The following is a 20,836-nucleotide window of genomic DNA, read 5'->3' as shown; positions in this document are numbered from 1 at the left end:
ATGAACAACATCATCTGGTTGCTGCGCTTTTCCGCACAGGCTCGCGGAGCGCTCAGTGCATCTATCCTCGCACGCGTGGCTGGGCACATTCTGGGTGCATTGATGCTGGCTGTGCCCGCCTGGGCAATTGCCACAATTGCGCTGTCGAAGTGGGACGCAACCGACTCGTCGCAAAGCATGGGCATGCAGTGGACGTGGGCGGTCATTGGCGTGGTTGCAGGGCTGGCGCTGTTGAAAGCGATTCTGCGGTATGTCGAGCAGTACCTCGGGCATTTGGCGGCATTTCGACTGCTCGGCGAGCTGCGGCTGTGGATCGTCGAGCGTCTTATCCCGCAGGCGCCCGCGGTAACCGATGGGCTGGGTACTGCCAGGATTCACACAATTGCGATTCGTGATGTTGACCGAGTGGAAGTCTTCTTCGCGCACACAATTGCGCCCGCGGTGACGGCCGTACTGATTCCGCTGATGGCGGTCGTGACAGCGGCATTGACTGCCGGAGCCCTGCCTGCGATTGCTCTGACGCTGACCTTTGCGGTTGGTTTTGTGATTGCACTCGCAGGCTCTAAGAAGGCGACTGCGGAGGCTTCCGCAACGAACTCCACGCGCACGGACATTGCGCAGTACATTGCCGATACGCTGCGCCTTCGGGAGGAAATCCTCATCTACGGCGCAGCCGAGCAGCGGCTGCGGGGATTGCGTGAGCTCGATGAACAGCTTGCTCAGAAAATGCGTACAGGCGGCAAGCGGGCGGGCCTCCGTTCTGGTGCAACGGGACTTCGGATTTGGGGTGGCAGCATTGCCGTCTTTTGTGCTGGTATCCCGGCGCTTTCAGCCGACTACCGTATGCTCCCTGCTGTTTTGGTGACGACGTCCCTGGTGGCGGGAACTGCTTCATCAATGGATTCGATCGAGCGCCTAGCATCTTCTCTGCCAGCAGGACTCAATGCAGTCACTCGGATCAGGGAGCTGGCCGCGCAGCCGCCGACTGTGGAAGAACCGAAGACACCAGATGTGGAAACGTCCCTGTCCGAATCCACCAGCTCAGTCCCTGCCCTCGAACTGCGCGATGTCAGCTACCGCTACCCTGGCGCTGATCACCCCGCGCTGAGCGATATCAGTCTGCGCATTGCCACAGGGCAGTTCATCGGTGTGGTCGGACCAACCGGCTCGGGAAAGTCCACACTCTCCCGGTTAATCCAACGGCATGTCGATCCGGATGCGGGAGAGGTCATCATCAATGGCCACAATGCCCGTGACCTCGGCTCAACCAATGTCTGCCGAGCTGTTGTTGTCGCAGATCAGAATCCCTTTCTCATGGAGGCCACCGTCGCTGAGAATTTGTGTCTCGGCGCACCTGATGACTGCAAGGTTCCCGAATCGCTCATGCACTGGGCACTCGAACTCGCCGCCATCAACCCTGCTGAGATGCCGCTGGACAGGCCCATTGGCCGCCGCGCGCAGCGGCTCAGCGGTGGTCAGCGTCAACGTCTGGCGCTGGCCCGCACCTACCTACGCGCGGTACTTGCCGACGGCTCCGTGCCCCATGCACCCACCGCACACCTCGCCGGAAAGATTGTCATTTTCGACGAAGCTACCAGCCACCAGGATCCGCTGACGCAGGCTCGTATCGTGGACAATGCCCGCGCATGTGGCGCGACCTGCATCTTCATCGCACACCGACTTCAGACACTGGCCGAGGCCGATGACATCCTGGTCATCGAAAACGGCCAGCTCATCGAACGTGGCACGTATGACAACCTCTTGAGCGCCGACGGTGCCTTTGCTCGACTGGCGCGCGCACAGGTCTAGGCTCGGTCGAGCTCACCGCGCTAAGACTCAGCGCTCGGATACTCGCCTAGTGATCCTCGACGAGCTCGCGGAGCCGGGCAAAGATTGCCGCACCATCGTGGCGAATGCCGTCATGCTGGAATGCATTGGTCACATGTGGCCGCAGGTCCCGGTAGCAGTTGGCTGTCTCCATGGAGTACTCGAACGGCACGAAAATATCGTCGAGGTAAACCGCGGCTGCCGAGGTTGGGGCGTCGGCAAGCAAGCGTGCGGAATCATACGGCGAGCTTTCCCAGGTGTGCTGCGCAAATGCTTCCGCCTTTTCCTTGAAAGGAACGAGCGCGGGGTCCTCGTCGAATTGCCAGGGGAAAACGTGCTCACCGGTGAGGTAGAACGGCTCGTCTCCTGCAGGATTGGCCTTTTCTTCAAAACCTGGGATTTCCTCGCGAATACGGTGAGCTGCCCAATTAGTTGTGGGCTGGTTTCCGACGCCACCATAAATGGATTCGTGAATCGCGGCGTATAGCGGACCGTCGGCGAAACTCACGCGGGATCCTACATCGGCCAGAAAATCGGTGCGCAATTGCTTTTCGCCATTGCGAATGTGGAATGGCTCTTCCAACAAATACGCCAGATTGTGGAATCCATCTCCGCGGCCTAATTCAATTCCGATGGTGCGGAATCGGCGAGAACTCAGTCGCTCACCGGTGGGGAGAGTTTCTGCAGATTGCTCGAGGTGCGCGCAGATTTCTCGAATTCGGTTTTCGACCCACGGATACTCGCGATAAAAACGCTCGTGACGGGTGCGCAGCTTCGCATACGTCGTGCGATAAAGGTCGTCAGCACCACGGTCCAGAACAGGTAAACCGCCTGTGAGATAAGCGTGCTCCACGGATTCCGGATAGCAGCTGAGATACGAAGTAATACAAAACCCGCCAAAAGACTGGCCATACAGCGACCATTTGGCAATGCCCAAATGCTTTCGCAATGCCTCCGCGTCTTCGACGATGTATTCCTGACGCAATTGGGCAAGCCGCTCGGCCGGAACATCTGCAATATTGGCCGCATCAATTCGATGCGAGCGCCCAGTGCCGCGCTGATCCAGCAGGATGACGCGGAATTCCTTCAGCGCCTCACCGATTACTCCGCTGGCACCTACCGGACGCGGTGCCGGAAATCCCGGGCCGCCCTGCAAATAGACAATTGCCGGCGCATCCTCATTTCCTGGCGCATAGATTTCCCTGGCGAAAAGCTCAAATGTCGCGGCATTCGCAGCTTCGGTAAAAGGATCCCAGGGCACCTCAACGGTGTGTTCCTTAATAATGTACCCAAAATGCCTGCTTGCAGTACTCGTCGATGCCATGTCTCTGCCGCTCCTCTAATCCCGCTGCTCGTATTTCTTCATCAGCTTTGCGACGAGTAAATCGGTCGCCTCATCGTCCGCAAGAATTTGATCCAACATCTCCCGGTATTCCCGCTGCCGCAGTGCCGTATCTTCTCCGTAGTCATCATAGGAATCACCGGATAGGTCCACACCGAAATCGGATTCGTCGCTGTCATCCTGCACTGTCTCCTGCTGCGCCGTCGGCATGTGCAGATCCGCTGGGAAGTCCGCATTGAACTCCTCCAGGAATTCCTCCGCGTTGGCCTCGGCGTCGGAACGCGACACTCCCCTATCAACCTCAGCCTGAATGCGACGCTGCAGCGCTTTTTCCATCTGTCGGTGACGCCAGCTGCGGAGGCGTGCGGGCTCGAAACGTCGACCAACCTCGCGGCTCTTGCCCTCTGCTCGACGTGCGAGGACCGCAATCTGCGCCGCGGTGTCGTTCAGTGGCGCCCACTCCGAGTGTGCCGACACTCGCCAATTACCCCAGTACCCCAGCAGCGAAAGCAGGATGCTGACGATAGGACCAATGACCATGGACACGGCCATAAATCCCAAATGGTGGCCTCCGATGACAATGACCGCGCAAGCCACGGCCGGGATGACCGTGGGCTGGTTGCCGCCGAAAACAGCGGGTACTCGCCCGGTCACAATGTCGCGGATCATGGAACCACCAGTGGCGGTGAAAACGCCCATCATGATGCACGGCAGAATGGGCAGACCATACGTGACGCCTTTGACCGTTCCCGTAGCTGCCCAGAGTCCCGAGACCACAGCGTCACCGTGGACCTGAACGTATTCCCAGGTCTTTCCTTTGAAATAGAAAAATCGCGCAATGAGCGCACCAGTAAACGCCAGGATTAGGTACTCCGGCTGGCTCATTGCGGCGACGGTGCCCTGGTTAATCAGAACATCGCGAATCATGCCGCCCCCCAGTGCGGAGAACAGCGCAATAAAGAAGAACCCGATGATGTCGTAGCCTCGTTGCCGGGCGATGGTGCCACCGATGATGCCCATGAGCAGGACACCACTGACATCGGACCACCGGTACATCGACTCGATGAGCGGATCTACTTCTGCGACGTTCATGATGTTCAAGCTTAGACGCTGCTATTTTTCAAGCATCAACGAAAGGTCGGGATACCCATGCAAAACGCTGACACCTTTGCTTCAGCACGCCCCAGCAGCAGGCTCATGCGCGGCATCGCAACTGCTTCCCGCGCACACGATGGGCACTACCGAAAGGGCTCTGGCCTTCCCTATATCAGCCATCCGATGTCAGTGATGTTGATTGCGGCGAGCGTGACTAACGACGAAGACGTGCTGTTGGCAGCCCTCTTCCACGACATTTTGGAAGACGTGCCGGAAAACTACTCACGTGCCGAGATGGAAGATGAGTTCGGGCCTCGCGTGGTTGAGATCGTCGAGGGCGTCACCAAAGACTCTTCCCTGCCCTCGTGGCAGGAGCGTGCCGATGCCTACCTGGAGCAGCTTTCTCATGGCAGCGAGGAGTCCCTCATCGTGGCCGCTGCGGATAAGTTCCACAATCTCAGCCAGACTCTGGAGGATTTAGACCGCGATGGTCACGCTCTGTGGGACCGCTTTCGGTCTACTCCGAGCCAGCAACTGTGGTGGTACACAAGCGTCCGCAACGTGATTGCCGAACGACTGCCCGACATGCCTTTGCTAGCGGACCTGAGCGTTCTTATTGAGCGCCTCGATTCCTGGGTACAAGAGGCGTAACCTGCGAGTCAACAATTAAACCGACAATTAATCCAGGAATACACGACAGGAGAATAATAGTGACTTCGGTTAATGCTTCGTCCACAGCCGAACTGCCCACCACCACTCAGCAATGGGTTTTAGCGTCTCGTCCGTCCGGCCTGCCAACTGACGAGAATTTCCGCCTCGAGACCGTCGATTTGCCTGAGCTTAACGACGGCGACATTTTGGTAGCCAACTCGGTCGCTACCGTTGATCCCTATATGCGCGGCCGCATGAACGACACCAAGTCGTACATCCCACCATTCCAGCTCGACCAGCCAATGACTGGCGGTGCTGTAGGCACCGTCCTTGCGTCCAAGTCGGATAAGTTCCAGGTTGGCGACGCTGTCCGCCACTCTTACGGCTGGCAGACCAACGCTGTTATTGCCGATTCCGAAGCAACTCCGGTTGACCTCAACGTTGCTCCAGCTGCTGCCTACCTGGGCATCCTTGGTCTTACTGGCCTTACTGCTTACGTTGGTCTGAGTGCCGTCGGAGAGATGAAGGAAGGCGACGTCGTCTTTATCTCTGGCGCTGCTGGCGCAGTTGGCTCGGCTGCTGGTCAGTTCGCCAAGCAGATGGGCGCTTCCCGCGTCATTGGCTCCGCCGGCTCGGACGAGAAGGTTAAGCGCCTGCTCGAACTCGGCTTTGATGCCGCTTTTAACTACAACGACGGCCCGGTTGCAGAGCAGCTAGCAAAGGCGGCACCAGAGGGCATTGACTTCTACTTCGACAACGTTGGTGGAGACCACCTGGAGGCAGCCATCGGCGCGATGCGCACCTTTGGCCGTGTCGCTATGTGTGGCGCAATCTCCCAGTACAACAACACCGGAGCTCCGACCGGACCACGCAACCTAGCTCTGGCCATTGGCAAGTGCATTACGTTGCGCGGCTTCGTATTGGGCAAGTACCTGCACCTGGCAGGTGAATTCCAGGAGCGAATGGCTCCGCTGGTCGTCAGCGGTAAGGTCGCTTACGATGTCACCACTCGCCACGGTATCGAGAACATGCCAGCTGCATTCCTCGAGCTGTTTAGCGGAGGCAACACCGGCAAGATGGTCGTAGAGTTCTAACGAACTAAAGAACTGCCCTGCGCGGAGCCGAGACTTCCTTCAGCCTGCTGGACATAGCGACACCAACCAGTCCCATCAGCGCCAGGAAGATTAGAGCCGCCGCAGGGCCGAAGCTAGCGATAACACCCGACAGCGCACCGACGATGAGCAGGACAACACCCATGATGGTGTTGGCCGCTCCGACGTACTCGGTGCGCTTGTCGCCTTCTGCCATGTCAACAACATAGGTCGAACGAGCCACACGAACACCGGCGTGAACGACGGGCATTGCGAAGAAACCGAGTGGGAAAATCCAGGCATTGGCGCTGGTGGAAAGCCAGTGCGCACTTGCGACCAGCAGGAAAAGCACGATCGAGCCGACGAGCGAAGAGTAGGTCAGGACCTTCTTTGAGGATTTATCCGACCAGATTCCGGCGACTTTTCCACCAATCAGAGAAGCGAAACCCGCAGCGAGCATGAAGATGCCGACGTTTGCGTTCACTCCCCCGCCGCTACCGTCTGAAGCTTCCAGATCAGCACCCACCTGCGCACTCAAGGTCACGATGAACGACGTAGATAGTGCTGTGACCAGCAACAAGCTACGGACAATCACGAAGTCACGGAAGTTCTTATCCTCCGCAAATAGCCGCCAGGTGTCCTGCCACCAGGTTTTATTCGGCTCTTCCTTGTCATCTTCATTGGTGGGCTCGACAATTCCGCGGAAAATCAAAACCGCTGCCACCCATGACAGAGCTGCAGCAAAGATGAGCCCCGCCACGATCGGTTTGGTGACGTTATCGCGGATGATCCACAACACCGCACCAACAATAATTGCGGCGACACCGCCCAACATCGCAGCTCGGCCGCTGATCTGCCCGCGCTGCCCCTTCGGAATCGTGCGTCCTTGAACATCCTTGGAGGCCATCGAGCACAGTGCTCGGGCCGTCGCAAAGCCTGCAAGTGCGAGGATTACAGCAACACCGAGCGCGGTACCTTCCAGGAACAACGCCGCCAGACCAATCAGCGCTGCAGCGACCGCTTGCCCCAACGCCCCGGCAATCCAGACGGTCGTGCGGCGCGGGCGAGATTTCACCCACGGTGTCAGCGCAGCCTGCGGCAGCATAGAGCCGGACTCACGCACTGGCACAAGCATGGCGATGAAGAAGCCCGGCGCGCCAGCCGAATGCAGCAACCATGGCAACAACGTCTTTGCCGCGACGATTTGATCGCCAATATTCTGCAGGCCGTGCGCCCAAACATAGCGCTTGGCGTTGGTGCTGGCGTGTTTTTGCACCGACTCTGGGTTGTCCCCTACAGGTTTGTCAGCTACCGAGCTATCCGTCATACCTTTCACGCTACCTGTCCGCAGCAACGGCGCTGACGCACGCGACTGTCTGCTCAGGCCAGTCGAAGCACGAAACGCGCTTGCCCCTTCTGCCATTACACTCGCGGGAAGAACATCTAACATCTTCAACGAAAGTAGAAATATGCCCGCTGACCTTTATCGGCGTCTCTCCAACCTCGATGGCAAGAGCTACGGTGCATACAAATCTTTGCGTGGCTCCCACGACCTGCCGGATCTGGACGCGACGCTGTTTATCGACAAGGTCCAATCCGACCCCTATGCCCCGGCATCACGGGCACGCGTCCATATTCCGCTGTCCGTACTGGACTATCGCGGCGCCTCCCGGTCACAGCCCGGCAGGTTAAGCACGGCGGAGCTCGATTTGCTGAACCGCCGTCTCGTGCGCGCTTTGAAGAAGTATGGTCGCGGGCTATTCATTGATTCTCCAGGTCAGCAGGTCTTGCGCCGAGCAGCTGTCGCTGAGCTCCGTGCGGATGCGCACGACGTCGATAAGCATGGCGATGCCCTACAGATCAGCCTAGAAATCCAACTGCCCGCCCGCGGCCGACGCATTCTCGGGCGTGAGGCGGCGCGCTTGATCTGTGAGGATCTGTTTGACGCGCTTGACGACGCCATCGTGAACGCACCCATCGATGCGCTCGAGGCAGCCGCGGAATTGGAGTATGACCAGCTCTTTTTGCGCCGTGCAGTGGCGGACGCGGACCTGATTGGGTTTGTGGCAGACAGTGCGGTGTTGCCTCGTCAGGCGGGCAATAGCCAGCTTCCGAAGCCCGGCGCGACTGCGTTTACCTCGCCGGAATCGCTGCAGCACAGTTTTCAGCTGCCGTCGGGCAAAACCGTGCACGGCATGGGTATTCCGCGGGGCGTGACGTTGATTGTCGGTGGCGGTTATCACGGCAAGTCCACGTTGTTGTCTTCCCTGGTCACGGGCGTGTATAACCATGTCGCTGGCGATGGCCGCGAGTTTGTAGTCGCCGACGAGACTGCGGTTGCGCTGCGCGCCGAGGACGGCCGAGCCATCGCTGGTGTGGATATCTCGCCGTTCATCAACGGTCTTCCCTCCGGAGATGACACGACCCGGTTTTCCACCGCGAATGCATCGGGGTCGACATCGCAAGCTGCGGGCCTGATGGAGGCACTGGGTGCCGGTGCGCGCGTGCTGCTCATCGATGAGGACACCTCCGCGACCAACTTTATGATTCGCGATGAGCGCATGCGCCGCCTCATCCCCGATGACCGGGAGCCGATTACTCCACTGGTCGCACGGGTCCGCGAGCTCTGGGAGGACCACGGGATCTCCACGGTTATCGTCGCTGGCGGCTCTGGGGCTTTCATCGATGTCGCGGACACCGTGATTGCTATGGATGCGTACACGCCTTACGACGTCACCGAGCGCGCCCGTGAACTTCGCGAATCGGCTACTCCGGCTGAGCCTTCGCCTGCTTTTGCGCAGATCGGTGAGCGTTTTCTGCAGGCTGACTTCCCTACCGGTGGTGGCCGTGGTGGACATGGTGGTCGCGGCGGCGGTCGCGGTGGGCGCGGTGGCGGTGCGAAACCACCTAAGCCACCGCGTGCTCGTGGTCTAGAGCTGATTCAGGTGGGCAAGGACAATCTTGATTTGCGCGCTGTCAGCCAATTGATGGACTCCTCCCAAACAGAAGCAATTGCCCGGATTCTGGGCGCCGTCGTAAAGCAGCTCGATGGGCGTACTGACCTCACCGACCTAATCCAGCGCGAGTACGACAACTTTTGTCATTCACTCTTCGATGTGACAGCTGAGTTCACCAACTCTGGTCATCTGGCCGAGCCTCGCGTCCAGGAGGTCGCAGCGGCAATCAATCGGCTTCGGCTCTTGCGGTAGAGCCTCGAAGATTGGCGGACCCCGGCCCCGCTCCCTCCCCTGCGGCTGCCCCAGCTAACTTCCTCGACGGATTTCGGCGTCAGGTCTTGACCTTGACGCGGCGTCAAACAGAAAGATGATTCCCGTGAGCAACAACGACAACGAGTACACCATCGGCGAGGCAGCCGAGCTCCTGGGCGTTACCACACGCACGCTGAGGCATTGGGATGCCATCGGACTACTCAGCCCGCAGTATCGCACGTGGTCCGATTACCGCCTCTACACCGATGAGGACATCGACACCGCGCTGGAGATTCTGGTCTACCGCGCCGCCGGTGTGCCGTTGAAGACTATCGAGGAGTTCATCCACGGCGATTCCTCCCCGAGAAGTCGGAAAGATCGTTTACTCGCACAGCGAACTGTTCTCACCGAGAAGATCGCTGACCTGCACCACATGGTGCAGTCCTTGGACAAACTGATTGAGGAAGGAAATACCATGAAAGCAAAGACGAAAGCGGAGCTCTTGGGCCGCGACTGGCAGAATCTAGAAGCCGAAGCTGAGGAGCGCTGGGGCGACACCACTGAGTGGGAGCAGTCTCAGCAGGCTCAGGAAAAGATGAAGGACAGCGACTGGGCCGAGCTTGAAGCAGAGGCTAAGGATTTTGCCGATGCGCTTGCCGACGCCGCCGAGCGCCACGTCGAGCCCGGTTCCGCTGAGGCGGCCGAGCTAGTTGACCGTCACTTGGCCTCTATTACTCGCTTCTACGAGGCTGGTCGAGAAAAGCAGATTCTGTTGGCTCGCATGTACGTCGCTGATTCCCGGTTTGATCGGTACTACCGCGGCAATGCTGGCTACCTGCTGGAGCTGATTGAAGCTCAGGCCCGTAAGGAAGGCATTGACCCGGCAACTGCCGAGTGGCGGTAAATACAGGGAAGCAGCCGTTCAGCCCGGCCTTCCCATCCGGGACTGAATCGGCATAGAATTGCCTCATGAAATTCATCGAAGCCGCAGACTTCACCGCTGATCGCCCGTGGGGCGCACTGGATGTGGTCACTATGACTGGAGCCACAAGCGTTCGGCTCCACTGGAGCGATCAGCCATACAAGTGGCACATCAATGATGGCGAAGAGGTCTTTGTGGTTGTCGACGGAGCCGTCGATATGCACTACCGCGATGCGGGAGAGGAATGCGTACGCACATTAACGCCTGGCACTATCTGTTTCGCAGAAGCCGGCGACGAACATGTCGCGCACCCGCAGGGCGAGGCGCGCATGCTTGTCATTGAAAAAGAAGGCTCAGTCTAGCCCACAGCAACAGCAGCTGACAGTGCACACTTCGGCATCTCCATAACTCCGTCATATCCCCGACTCGGGAAGGAATTAACCATGAAATTCTCTCGCTCTATCGCCGCTGTCGCCATCGGTGCCGCTACTGTGCTGGGCGCTGTTGCTGCCTCTCCAGCTGTCGCACAGGCTATTGGTTGCCCCTTTGCACCAGTGCACAAGTATGAAGAACACCGTTTCTCCGGTTCTTCGACTTCAGCAGATGCTTTCAAGGTTTGGTTTAACGGTGGCGTCTACATTGAACCAATCGTCGAAACGCTGGATTTGGTTGAGCTTCAGGTTAACGACACCCAGGTCGCTCACGCTGGCGACATCATCTACAAGGATGAAGACGGCAACTTCTGGGTGAAGTAGCCTACGCAGGAAAAACAGGGCTCAATTACAGGTCTCACCCCGTGGCAGATTAACCTCATCTGAATAGGGCTATAGCGCTTAGCGTTGTGGAGTCACTGGTACTCTGTCTCGCACCTTTTGCAATTTCTGCCACGAGCCCTCGTTTTCAGGAGTGTTCCACCATGGAAATCATCATCGTCGATTCTGAGGCCGAAGTCGCGAGCATCGCTTCGGACTACCTCGCTCACTACGCCAACAAAGGTGGAAACCTCGGTGTAGCGACAGGATCGACTCCGCTTGCGACGTATCGGGAACTGATTCGTCGCCATCGGGCTGGTGAAGTCACTTTTAAGGACTGCAGTTTCTTCGCACTCGACGAATACGTGGGACTGCCCATCGAGCATGAGCAGAGCTACTACCACGTGATTCACAATGAGTTTTCCGATCACGTGGATGTTGACCCGGCGAGGGTCCATATTCCCGATGGCCTCGCGGACGATATCGGCGCGGCCTGCGAGGATTACGAGCGAAAGATTATCGAGGCCGGCGGCATTGACATTCAGTTGCTGGGCATCGGCACCAATGGGCATGTTGGTTTTAACGAGCCCGCCAGCTCTTTTGGCTCTCTGACTCGCATTAAGACGCTGCACCCGCAGACCGTGCTGGATAACGCCCGCTTCTTCGACTCCGCGGACGATGTGCCGTACCACGTGGTCACCCAGGGGCTTGGCACCATTTCACGTGCGGGGCACCTCCTGCTGCTGGCCACCGGCACCGCAAAGGCGCACGCTATTGCCGCATCCATCGAGGGCCCACTGAGCGCGTCGATGCCTGCGTCCGTATTGCAGCTGCACCCACGGGCCACGGTTGTCATTGACCAGGCCGCAGCCAGTGAGCTGAAGAACAAGGAATACTACGAGTTCACCTACGCCCATAAGCCGCAGTGGCAGAAGGATATGTGGAAGTAGGCCCCGGCCCTCCCCGGCCCCTTCCCAACCTTCGCTCCCACCCCCGGACTAGTCAGCGCTAGTCGTCATCATCCATCTCCAGCTCGGGGTCTTCGGCACGCGCCTGCTCGTAAACTTCCTTCGCTGCCGTGAGATTAATGACGCCGATGACAAGTCCCACGACGATGTCCGGCCATGCGCTGAACCAGAAAATGGTGACCACTCCGGCGGCGAGAATGAGCAGGTTCGCCAGGACGTCGTTACGCGCCGCCAACCACGCGCCGCGCATGAGCGCACTGTCGGCCTTGCGCAGGTTCATCAGCAAAATCGCACAGACCAGGTTGATGACCATCGCGATAATTGCCGTCACCGACAGCGTTAGTGGCTCTGGCGGCTCACCGCTAATCATCTTCCAAATGGCGGTGCCGAACGCCGCAATCGCCGGAATCAGAATCAGCCCGGCAAGGCCGAAGCTCGCTTTACGACGGCTCGCCAGCGACCACCCCAATGCGGTGAGAACCAGCAGGTTGATCAGAAAGTCTTCAAGAAAGTCTGCAGCGTCGGCGAACAGCGCTGCGGAACCAATAATTGAGGCAACAATTAATTCAATGAAGAATCCGAGAAGATTCAGGCCTGCTACCCACGCAACAATTTTGCGGGCGCGGTGATCCAAAGTTGATGAGGTAAACACGGAGGACATCGTAACGCCCGGCGCGAGTACCATCGAATCCTATGACGCACCCGCAGAAATTCCACTCAGAAATGAAGGTTCCCGGCGGCAAATTGGTTGTTGCCGACTGCGAGACCACCGGTGACACTATTTCGTCGATAAGCATTTCGGGCGATTTTTTCCTCGAACCCGATGAAGCCTACGACATTATTAATGACGCTCTCCTCGGTGCGCCTGCCGGGGACAATACGGAACGCCTACAGGCTCGCCTCGATGCGGCGCTGAAGGATTTTGAGGAGCAGTCTGGTCGCGAGGTGCGACTGCACGGTTTTGATACCCACATCATTGCGCAGGTCGTTCGACGTGCACTGACACAGGCTGTCGACTTCACTGATTTGGAGTGGGAGGTTTTGCAGCCGGGAGTCCTGCCGACGGTGATGAATGTTGCCCTCGACGAACTCCTCCTTGACCAAGTCAATTCCGGACAGCGCGGACCAACTCTGCGCTTCTGGGATTGGGATGATCGTGCCACCGTCATCGGTTCCTACCAGTCCTATGTCAATGAACTCGAACCCGAGGGCGTAGAGAAGCACGATGTGCAAGTGGTGCGTCGTCTCTCCGGCGGTGGCGCGATGTTCATGGAGGGTGGCAACTGCGTCACCTACTCGATCTATGTTCCGGAGAAGCTGGTCGCCGGCCTCAGCTACGTCGAATCCTATGAGTTCCTCGACCGCTGGGTCATCGCCGCACTCGCACAGCTCGGCGTCAATGCGTGGTACGTCCCCATCAATGACATCACCTCCGATGGCGGCAAGATTGGTGGTGCCGCACAGAAGCGCCGTGGTTCGACAGTGCTCCACCACGTCACCATGAGTTATGACATCGATGCCGACAAAATGATGGAAGTCCTGCGCATTGGCAAGGCCAAGATTGCCGATAAGGGCCTGCGCAGCGCGAAGAAGCGCGTCGATCCGCTCCGTCGCCAGACCGGTGCCAGCCGCGCGGAAGTCATTGACACGATGAAGCAGACATTCATCAACCGCTACGGCGCCACCGAGGCATCGCTTTCCGACGAGGACTTCGCTGCGGCGCAGCATCTTATTGACACCAAATACGGCACGGAGGGCTGGACTCACCGAGTCCCCTAAACGTCGCACTGCTTACTTGTATACGACAGCTGGTCGGGAAAAGGAGTTAACTAAAGGAGACAAGTAAACAAAGGAGAGTCGACGTGAGCGGCGAGCGTGCAATTGGGTCCTATCCTGCGAATATGCACCAAAACCTGGTGAAGGGTTCGGCGCGCGCCGTAACAACACCGCCGTGGTGGTCTCCCCGATATCGAAGGCACCGGAATTGTGATTCACGGGCGCCCACTACAGAGCTTGAACGGTGTCGGCGAATTCACCGAGACACTGGCCACAACGCCGCTACAGCCCCCGCGAGAGGTTCCAGCGCAGAACCGCAGGCCGGTCATGGTAGCGACCAAGCACTGACAGGGACGCAGTATTCAATGGGAAGGACTGGCCAAGTTCAATGGGCAGTTCCAACCAGGCCGTAGTGAGCGCACGCAGCGAGTGACCGTGGGCGAATAGAATCGCCTTGTCTTCACCCGATTCACGAACCCTTTTGACTACACGTTCAACGCGCTTGCGGACTTCTTCCGCGGTTTCGCCATTGGGCACACCGTGAGTCCAAATCTGCCAGTCGGGAACAGTCTTCTGCACTTCCTTCGAGGTAATCCCCTCGTAGTCGCCGTAGAACCATTCCGCGAGATCCTCTTCGACTTCGAAGTCGTGGAATCCTGCCAATCGAGCGGTCTCTTGGGCACGCTGGCGGGGTGATGCCAGCACTAGCCCAAAGTCCTTCGGATCCAGCCAGCCGTTCAGGGCCTCGGCTTCTTCCCGACCGTTGTCAGTCAGAGGAAGATCAGTTACCGATGTGTGCTGTCCAGTGCGCGACCACTCAGTTTCGCCGTGCCGCACGAGATATAAATCAGTCATAGTTCCAGCTTAGGCTTATCTGAAAGTGCGGTTAGCCGCGGCAGCCCTGCTAGCCCATCACGGGGTCACGGATCCGGCTACGAACGCTGCTTAAGTGTTTCCACTGCGCGGTCGGCAAGCTCCTCGCCAGCACCGTCATAAAGGTAGACGGCCATGTCGGCACCAACGTTGAGAAGCTGATCCTTAAACCTCTGCACCTTAGTGGTGGTAGCAACCACGGCTTCGGTGTCCTGCTTACGGATGTTCTGAATCATCGCGTAGGTCTCAGCGTGCTCAGACAGCGCCAACACGTACAGCGCTGGTTTCTTCTCCAACTCGATGTGGTGCCACAGCTCTGGGTCTGTCACATCACCCGAGATAACCTGGTAGCCCTGCTCACGCAGCTCTTCGATGCGATCCTCATCGAAGTCAACGCCGAAGACGTTCATGCCGTACTCATTAACCAACCTGCCGTAGACACCGACGCCGACGCGCCCCATACCCATGATGAGGGCATCAGCGTTATCAATAATGACCGTTGCCTCTTCTGGGACCAGGCGGTCCTCTGGGGTTTCTGGGACGAACTTCTGCAGGAAGCTGACCAGCTTGTCCTCATGCGGGACCATCAGCGAGCTGGCAATGAAGCTACCCGCCACGGCGACCGCCATGATCGAGGTCCACTCATCGGGCAGAATGTCCTGTTGCGTCGCCGCAGCCATGACAATGAGACCGAACTCCGAGTAGTTACTCAGCGTCAGGCCCGCCAACGCGCTAGTGCGCAGGGACAGTCCGGTGCGCTTGAGGATCCCGATGAAGATAGTGACCTTGAACACCAGGAACAGGACCATAATCGCGGCGATAACGTAGCCGCCAGCACTTGGCAGACCACCGAGGCCAATTTGGATAAAGAACGCGACCAGCAGCAGCTCGCGGATACTAATCAGAGCTTCCGACAGACGGTCAGAAATTGGGTGCGAGGACAGCAGAATACCGGCGACCAGGGACCCCAGCGAGCCGGACAGCCCTGCCAGCTCGAAGGCCGAGTACGAGGCCACGGCAATACCAATACCGGTGAGAACCAGCAGCTCAGTGCGGAACATGCGGTTGGGAAGACGCGCCGCCAGTGGGCGAATAAAGAACAACAGCGGCAGCGCCAGCGCCCACAGCTCCGGGGTCTTACCCGACGAAACCACCAGCACACCGACCGCAATGATGTCCTGCAGAATCAGCACACCGATCGCGATGCGGCCGATAGCCGAAGCGCCTCGGTTCTGCTCCTCCAGGTGGCTCATCACAAACACTGTCGAGGAAAACGAGGTTGCGATGCCGATGTAAATCAGTGAGGTCACCGACAGCCCCGTGAGCTCACGCAGCGGCAGGAAACTCGCGACACCGAACAGCACGGCAAAAACTACCGTGTTCAAAAGCGCGTGCCCCAGCCCCGAAAAGACCACTCGCGGCGCCACGATATCCTTCGGATTCAGCTTCAGACCAATAGTGAACAGCAAGGTGGTAACACCAAGCTCGGCCAGCGAATCAATAAACGGGATTTCCTCAAGCCCCATTGCATGAACGGCAAAACCGGCCCCAAGGAAACCAATCAGCGGCGGCAGCCGAAGCAACGAAGCACCGAGTCCGCCGATAATCGAAAACAGTATTGCTGTTAGGTAGACAGATTCCACCCATCAAAGATACGGCTGGCACCGCCGATTTATGTAGGGCTTGCCATTAACAGTTTTTTAGTCACCCAATTGGGGGCTAGCGCCGATACGGGACCTCGCCCAACGTAATCGGCTGCGGGTGGTCTGCAACCCACGCGACTGCCGCTTCAGTCAACGCATCAATGTCCGCCTCCCCGGCTTTGCGCTGCTTCACGACGGTCATCGCTTCCTCGGCAGCCCCAACCGTCTCCAACCAGAAGTCGGTCATCTGGACAAAGTCTTCGTCCCAGTTGACGTAGCCCATCTCCAGGGCCTCGTACCCGAGCCGACCGACGATGCGAATAACTTCGCCCTGCACAGTCGCGGCTGTACCGCCACCAGGTACAAGGTAATTCCAGAGGTATTTAAACTGGCCATTGGTCGACTTGTCTTCGGGGACAATGATGTCGCTGTGGCCGTCGTGAGGCGTAATCACGTCCGGACGTTCCGCACCGATGCGTTCGTAGAGACGATCCATGACCGGCTGGTACTCGTCGCGCGCCTTGTCTGACATGCGGTTGTAGCGGCGGCCAAACTTAGTGAACTCTTCGCGGACTTCGTCGTCGATGACCGAACCGGCGTCCAGGAGAACCTCGATACTCTCTAGGACTCGCCGGACTGCATCGGTATCGGCGGTAGCGATTGCCTCTTTGAATGCTGTACGACCGTGGCCGAGGCGGTTCTCTCTATGGAGGTCAGCGCCATTTTCCAACAGCAACGCAATCGCCTTGGGCTGATGGCTCTTCGCTGCCATAAAAAGCGGAGGATACTTACCGGCTTCAGTGTCCGCACCGCATTCGAGCAGAATCTTCATCCTGTCGATGTCGCCCCGGTTGGCATGCTCTGCCAGCGCGGTCTTACCGAACCGGTTCTCGGTGTTGACGTCGAGACCCTGTTCGATCAGCCAGCGCATGAGCTCTGGCGGGGTGCCACGGAGCGCTAGTGCAGTGTCCTTGCTGTATCCGAAAACCGCGTTGAGAGCGCAAGTGTCATAGACGGCCTTCAGCGCATCCATGTCACCGGCTTCAAGCAGCTCTTCGAAATCTTCGACCAGTTTCTTCCGCTTCCGTGGCATGCAGTTTCCCTTTTACTTACCGCCCTCGTCAGTGGACAGCGCAGCCACGAATGCCTCCTGCGGCACCGAGACCGAACCGATGTTCTTCATGCGCTTCTTACCGGCCTTCTGCTTCTCCAGCAACTTGCGCTTACGGGAGATGTCACCGCCGTAGCACTTAGCAAGGACGTCCTTGCGCAGTGCACGGATGTTCTCGCGGGCGATAATCTTCGAACCGATTGCAGCCTGAACTGGGACCTCGAACTGCTGGCGAGGAATCAGCTCGCGCAGCTTCTTGGTCATCTTGTTGCCGTACCACTGCGCGTTGTCGCGGTGGACGATAGCGGAGAACGCATCGACGGCCTCGCCCTGCAAGAGGATGTCCACCTTGACCAGATCCGCAATCTGCTCACCGGCGTCTTCGTAGTTCAGCGAAGCATAACCCCTGGTGCGGGACTTCAGCATGTCGAAGAAGTCGAAGATGATCTCACCCAGTGGCATCTTGTAGCGCAACTCCACGCGGTCCTCCGACAGGTAGTCCATGCCACCCATCTCACCGCGCTTCTGCTGGCACAGTTCCATGGTAGGACCAACGAACTCGCTTGGCACGACGATGGTGCACTTGACCATCGGCTCGTAAATCTCGCGGAGCTTACCCTCAGGCCAGTCACTCGGATTGTGAACCGTGACCTCGGTGCCGTCCTCAGTGACAACGCGGTAGACAACGTTTGGAGCCGTCGAAATCAGGTCCAGGTCGAACTCGCGCTCCAGTCGGGCGCGGGTGATCTCCATGTGCAGCAAGCCCAGGAAGCCCCCGCGGAAACCGAATCCGAGGGCCACCGAAGTCTCAGGTTCAAATGTCAACGAAGCGTCGTTAAGCTGGAGCTTTTCCAACGCATCACGCAGGTCAGGATAGTCCTGCTGAGAGATTGGGAACAGACCGGAGTAGACCATCGGCTTCGGCTCTTCGTAGCCTTCCAGCGGCTCCTCCGCCGGCGTGGCGTTCAGCGTGACGGTGTCACCGACCTTGGACTGACGGACGTCCTTCACACCGGTGATGAGGTAACCGACCTCGCCGACGCCGAGGCCCTTACACTTCTTCGGCTGCGGCGAGACGATGCCGATTTCCAACAGCTCGTGCTTAGTTCCGGTGGACATCATCTGAATGACTTCACGCGGCTTGAGCTGCCCATCAACAACACGGATGTACGTGACCACACCACGGTAGGTGTCGTAGACCGAGTCAAAAATCAGCGCACGAGCAGGTGCCTCCGGATCGCCGACCGGTGCCGGGACGAGCTCACAGACTCGGTCGAGCATTTCCGCAACGCCCTCACCGGTCTTGCCCGACACACGCATGACATCCTCCGGCTCACAGCCGATGATGTGCGCGATTTCCTCCGCGTACTTATCCGGATCCGCGGCCGGCAGGTCAATCTTGTTCAGAACCGGAATGATCTCCAGGTCGTTTTCCATGGCCAGGTACAGGTTGGCCAGCGTCTGCGCTTCGATGCCCTGAGCAGCGTCGACAAGCAGAATCGCGCCTTCACACGCCTCTAGCGCACGCGAGACTTCGTAGGTGAAGTCGACGTGACCAGGCGTATCAATCAGATGCAGGACAATCTCTTCGCCCGCGTGCTCGCCGGTGCGCGGAACCCACGGCAGGCGCACGTTCTGAGCCTTAATGGTGATGCCGCGCTCGCGCTCAATATCCATGTTGTCGAGGTACTGATCGCGCATATCGCGTGCTTCAACAACGCCCGAGAGCTGCAGAATTCGGTCCGCCAGGGTGGACTTACCGTGGTCAATGTGCGCAATAATGCAGAAATTTCGAATCCGTGAGGGGTCCGTAAAAGTCTGCTCCGCAAAATTCTTGGTCACGTTGGGTCTACTCCGAAAAATAAAGACGTTATGGGCATTGGGGCGCGGCGTTGGCCGACCCATATGCGCCGGCCTCGAAAACCGACCAGCCGGGCTTAAATACAATCACGCACAATCTTACCTATCGATTCCCTCCGCACTAAACCTCTAGACTTAGATTCCATGAGCTCCACTTCGCCCACCGATCAAAATGACCGCGAAAGCTGGCCGCGCCGCCTGCGCAATCGCATCAGCGCGCGTCTTTTCGCCGGTACCGAGTGGTTCCGCGGCCCCGACACACTCGATGAGGCACTGTTTAAGCTCAACACGCAACTTGGGCTCGCTCAGGACACCTCGCTTTCCGACGAGTCCAAGGAGGCCCTACTTCGCCTGCGAGACCCGGTGACCATCGCGCGTCCAACCGCGGAACTGGCCCGCACGATCGTGTACAGCCCCGACATGGATGGTCAAGCCGACCCCGGCGAAGTGGTGTGGATTCCATTGCAACTCGAAGGCGAAGACGCCGCCTTGCGGGAGCGCGCAGTTGTCGTGGTTGGCCGCCATGACCAGTACCTTCTGGGCATGCTGATTTCCACTCGCACCGAGCACAGCGAGCAACCGGAGTGGCTCTTTATCGGCAGTGGGTTCTGGAATGAAGACCCCAAGCCATCCTGGGTTCGCATGGACCGAATCTTGCTCATCCCGGAATCTGGCATTCGTCGCGCAGGTGCGATGATGCCCCGCAGGCGCTTTGAGCTCATCGCCGCCCGGCTACGCGGGGACTACGGCTGGAACTAGGCGCGGCTGGAACTGGGGCGTGGCTGGAATTACTCAGTAGCTGGAATTAGGCAGCGCTGTTTGCTAAGATTCTGCAAGTTGTTTACCGTTGTGTTCCTTTACGGCGAGCGCGGGCAGGACCTTGGGTTCGCGTTTTCATCGTCGTACAAGCGCAGTGCGCGGTGTGATTTCGCTGGTTGATTAGTTTGACCGGCGATGATTGTACAGCACGATATGCACTGTGATCAGGACTTTTCTTGGTGGCGGGCGGTAACAATTCCAACTACTACGGATACAAGAGGTATTCACGATGGCAAATATCAAGTCCCAGATCAAGCGCAACAAGACCAACGAGAAGGCTCGCCTGCGTAACCAGGCAATCCGCTCTGCAGTCCGCACTGAGATCCGCAAGTTCAAGGCTGCTGTTGAGGCTGGCGACAAGGCTGCTGCTGAGGCTCAGCTGCGCGTTGCATCCCGCAAGCTGGACAAGGCTGTCACCAAGGGCGTCTTCCACCGCAACACTGCGGCTAACAAGAAGTCCGGTATGGCTAAGGCTTTCAACAAGCTGGAGGGCTAATCCCCTCTTGGCGCTGTGAGCTGTGCTGTTGCAGCGGCTGTTTCAGCGCTGCGCTTGCGTCGTGCGAGCACTGCTTTTACGCCGCGCTCGCACCGTGAAAGTTAACCGCTTCCTGCTATTTTCCGATTCTCAATTCGGAATGTGGCGGGAGGCGGTTTTTCTTATTTAATCCCAATGCGAGTTAGTGACCCCGTTTATGTTTGGCGACGGCGGGCCAATCCGAGTTACTGACTGCGTTTATGACTGGCGACGGCGGGCCGCTCCGACTTACTGACTGCGTTTATGACAAAAATGGCCTGGTAGGGTCAGGCGGTGAATGCATCACCACTTTCGACCAGGAGAAGTAGTGAAGCAAACCCGCCGATCGAAATACAGTGCCATCAAACCGATTGCGCTTCAAC

19 protein-coding genes are annotated in these 20,836 nt (G+C 58.3%); 11 read left to right on the top strand and 8 right to left on the bottom strand.

Annotation, left to right across the window (positions count from 1 at the left end):
• Nucleotides 1–1,809, top strand: a complete 1,809-nt coding sequence (locus CRD18_RS02020; protein WP_187406477.1) for an amino acid ABC transporter ATP-binding/permease protein — start codon at nucleotides 1–3, stop codon at nucleotides 1,807–1,809.
• Between the two features lie 46 nt (nucleotides 1,810–1,855).
• On the opposite strand, the gene CRD18_RS02015 is transcribed toward CRD18_RS02020, so the two are convergent.
• Both CRD18_RS02015 and CRD18_RS02010 read right to left on the bottom strand, forming a co-directional pair.
• Complete coding sequence (locus tag CRD18_RS02015; RefSeq protein WP_069359607.1) at nucleotides 1,856–3,151, bottom strand: alpha/beta fold hydrolase; 1,296 nt, start codon at nucleotides 3,149–3,151, stop codon at nucleotides 1,856–1,858.
• Between the two features lie 15 nt (nucleotides 3,152–3,166).
• Nucleotides 3,167–4,261, bottom strand: coding sequence for a trimeric intracellular cation channel family protein (locus CRD18_RS02010; protein WP_016422340.1), 1,095 nt, complete (start codon nucleotides 4,259–4,261; stop codon nucleotides 3,167–3,169).
• Between the two features lie 57 nt (nucleotides 4,262–4,318).
• Between CRD18_RS02010 and CRD18_RS02005 the strand changes: the two genes are divergently transcribed.
• Nucleotides 4,319–4,915 (top strand): HD domain-containing protein, encoded by a 597-nt coding sequence (locus CRD18_RS02005; protein WP_016422339.1) that lies wholly within the window; start codon nucleotides 4,319–4,321, stop codon nucleotides 4,913–4,915.
• Nucleotides 4,916–4,974: 59 nt separating this feature from the next.
• Nucleotides 4,975–6,009, top strand: a complete 1,035-nt coding sequence (locus CRD18_RS02000) for an NADP-dependent oxidoreductase (RefSeq protein ID WP_187400067.1) — start codon at nucleotides 4,975–4,977, stop codon at nucleotides 6,007–6,009.
• A 4-nt stretch (nucleotides 6,010–6,013) separates the two neighbouring features.
• Here CRD18_RS02000 and CRD18_RS01995 read toward each other — a convergent pair whose 3' ends face one another.
• On the bottom strand, nucleotides 6,014–7,333 hold the full coding sequence (locus CRD18_RS01995; RefSeq protein WP_242458660.1) for an MFS transporter: 1,320 nt from the start codon (nucleotides 7,331–7,333) through the stop codon (nucleotides 6,014–6,016).
• Between the two features lie 142 nt (nucleotides 7,334–7,475).
• Between CRD18_RS01995 and CRD18_RS01990 the strand changes: the two genes are divergently transcribed.
• The 5 genes from CRD18_RS01990 (at nucleotide 7,476) to nagB (ending at nucleotide 11,839) form a co-directional block, all read left to right on the top strand.
• Entirely contained in the window at nucleotides 7,476–9,215 is a 1,740-nt protein-coding gene (locus tag CRD18_RS01990) for an ABC-ATPase domain-containing protein (protein ID WP_187406476.1), read from the top strand.
• Between the two features lie 115 nt (nucleotides 9,216–9,330).
• A complete protein-coding gene (locus tag CRD18_RS01985; RefSeq protein ID WP_049172640.1) occupies nucleotides 9,331–10,119 on the top strand; it encodes a MerR family transcriptional regulator in 789 nt (262 codons plus the stop codon).
• A gap of 65 nt (nucleotides 10,120–10,184) precedes the next feature.
• Complete coding sequence (locus tag CRD18_RS01980) at nucleotides 10,185–10,499, top strand: cupin (protein WP_049193606.1); 315 nt, start codon at nucleotides 10,185–10,187, stop codon at nucleotides 10,497–10,499.
• A gap of 81 nt (nucleotides 10,500–10,580) precedes the next feature.
• Nucleotides 10,581–10,892 (top strand): hypothetical protein, encoded by a 312-nt coding sequence (locus tag CRD18_RS01975; RefSeq protein WP_049172637.1) that lies wholly within the window; start codon nucleotides 10,581–10,583, stop codon nucleotides 10,890–10,892.
• Nucleotides 10,893–11,053: 161 nt separating this feature from the next.
• Nucleotides 11,054–11,839 carry a glucosamine-6-phosphate deaminase gene (nagB, locus tag CRD18_RS01970; RefSeq protein WP_049172635.1) on the top strand — a complete coding sequence of 262 codons (786 nt, stop codon included), beginning with the start codon at nucleotides 11,054–11,056 and terminating at the stop codon, nucleotides 11,837–11,839.
• Between the two features lie 58 nt (nucleotides 11,840–11,897).
• Here nagB and CRD18_RS01965 read toward each other — a convergent pair whose 3' ends face one another.
• Complete coding sequence (locus CRD18_RS01965; protein WP_049172738.1) at nucleotides 11,898–12,518, bottom strand: cation transporter; 621 nt, start codon at nucleotides 12,516–12,518, stop codon at nucleotides 11,898–11,900.
• Between the two features lie 32 nt (nucleotides 12,519–12,550).
• Between CRD18_RS01965 and CRD18_RS01960 the strand changes: the two genes are divergently transcribed.
• Nucleotides 12,551–13,636 carry a biotin/lipoate A/B protein ligase family protein gene (locus tag CRD18_RS01960; RefSeq protein ID WP_049172633.1) on the top strand — a complete coding sequence of 362 codons (1,086 nt, stop codon included), beginning with the start codon at nucleotides 12,551–12,553 and terminating at the stop codon, nucleotides 13,634–13,636.
• Nucleotides 13,637–13,915: 279 nt separating this feature from the next.
• Here the strand turns inward: CRD18_RS01960 and CRD18_RS01955 are convergent, their stop codons facing one another.
• The 4 genes from CRD18_RS01955 to lepA all read right to left on the bottom strand — a co-directional run bounded on the left by CRD18_RS01955 (nucleotide 13,916) and on the right by lepA (nucleotide 19,102).
• Nucleotides 13,916–14,488, bottom strand: a complete 573-nt coding sequence (locus tag CRD18_RS01955) for a histidine phosphatase family protein (RefSeq protein ID WP_049172631.1) — start codon at nucleotides 14,486–14,488, stop codon at nucleotides 13,916–13,918.
• 77 nt (nucleotides 14,489–14,565) lie between these two features.
• Entirely contained in the window at nucleotides 14,566–16,149 is a 1,584-nt protein-coding gene (locus tag CRD18_RS01950) for a cation:proton antiporter family protein (RefSeq protein ID WP_049172629.1), read from the bottom strand.
• Nucleotides 16,150–16,225: 76 nt separating this feature from the next.
• Nucleotides 16,226–17,242, bottom strand: a complete 1,017-nt coding sequence (locus CRD18_RS01945) for an ankyrin repeat domain-containing protein (RefSeq protein ID WP_049172626.1) — start codon at nucleotides 17,240–17,242, stop codon at nucleotides 16,226–16,228.
• A gap of 12 nt (nucleotides 17,243–17,254) precedes the next feature.
• Nucleotides 17,255–19,102 carry a translation elongation factor 4 gene (gene lepA / locus CRD18_RS01940; RefSeq protein ID WP_049172624.1) on the bottom strand — a complete coding sequence of 616 codons (1,848 nt, stop codon included), beginning with the start codon at nucleotides 19,100–19,102 and terminating at the stop codon, nucleotides 17,255–17,257.
• Between the two features lie 162 nt (nucleotides 19,103–19,264).
• On the opposite strand from lepA, the gene CRD18_RS01935 reads away from it, so the two are divergent.
• Entirely contained in the window at nucleotides 19,265–19,879 is a 615-nt protein-coding gene (locus tag CRD18_RS01935) for a type II toxin-antitoxin system PemK/MazF family toxin (protein ID WP_070827886.1), read from the top strand.
• A 289-nt stretch (nucleotides 19,880–20,168) separates the two neighbouring features.
• Nucleotides 20,169–20,435 carry a 30S ribosomal protein S20 gene (rpsT, locus tag CRD18_RS01930; protein WP_038628143.1) on the top strand — a complete coding sequence of 89 codons (267 nt, stop codon included), beginning with the start codon at nucleotides 20,169–20,171 and terminating at the stop codon, nucleotides 20,433–20,435.
• The last annotated feature ends 401 nt before the right edge of the window (nucleotides 20,436–20,836 follow it).

Source organism: Corynebacterium sp. LK31, from assembly GCF_014335015.1.
GTDB lineage: Bacteria > Actinomycetota > Actinomycetes > Mycobacteriales > Mycobacteriaceae > Corynebacterium > Corynebacterium jeikeium_D.
Note: the sequence above shows the minus strand (reverse complement) of the source record. Positions and strands in the feature narration are given on the sequence as shown.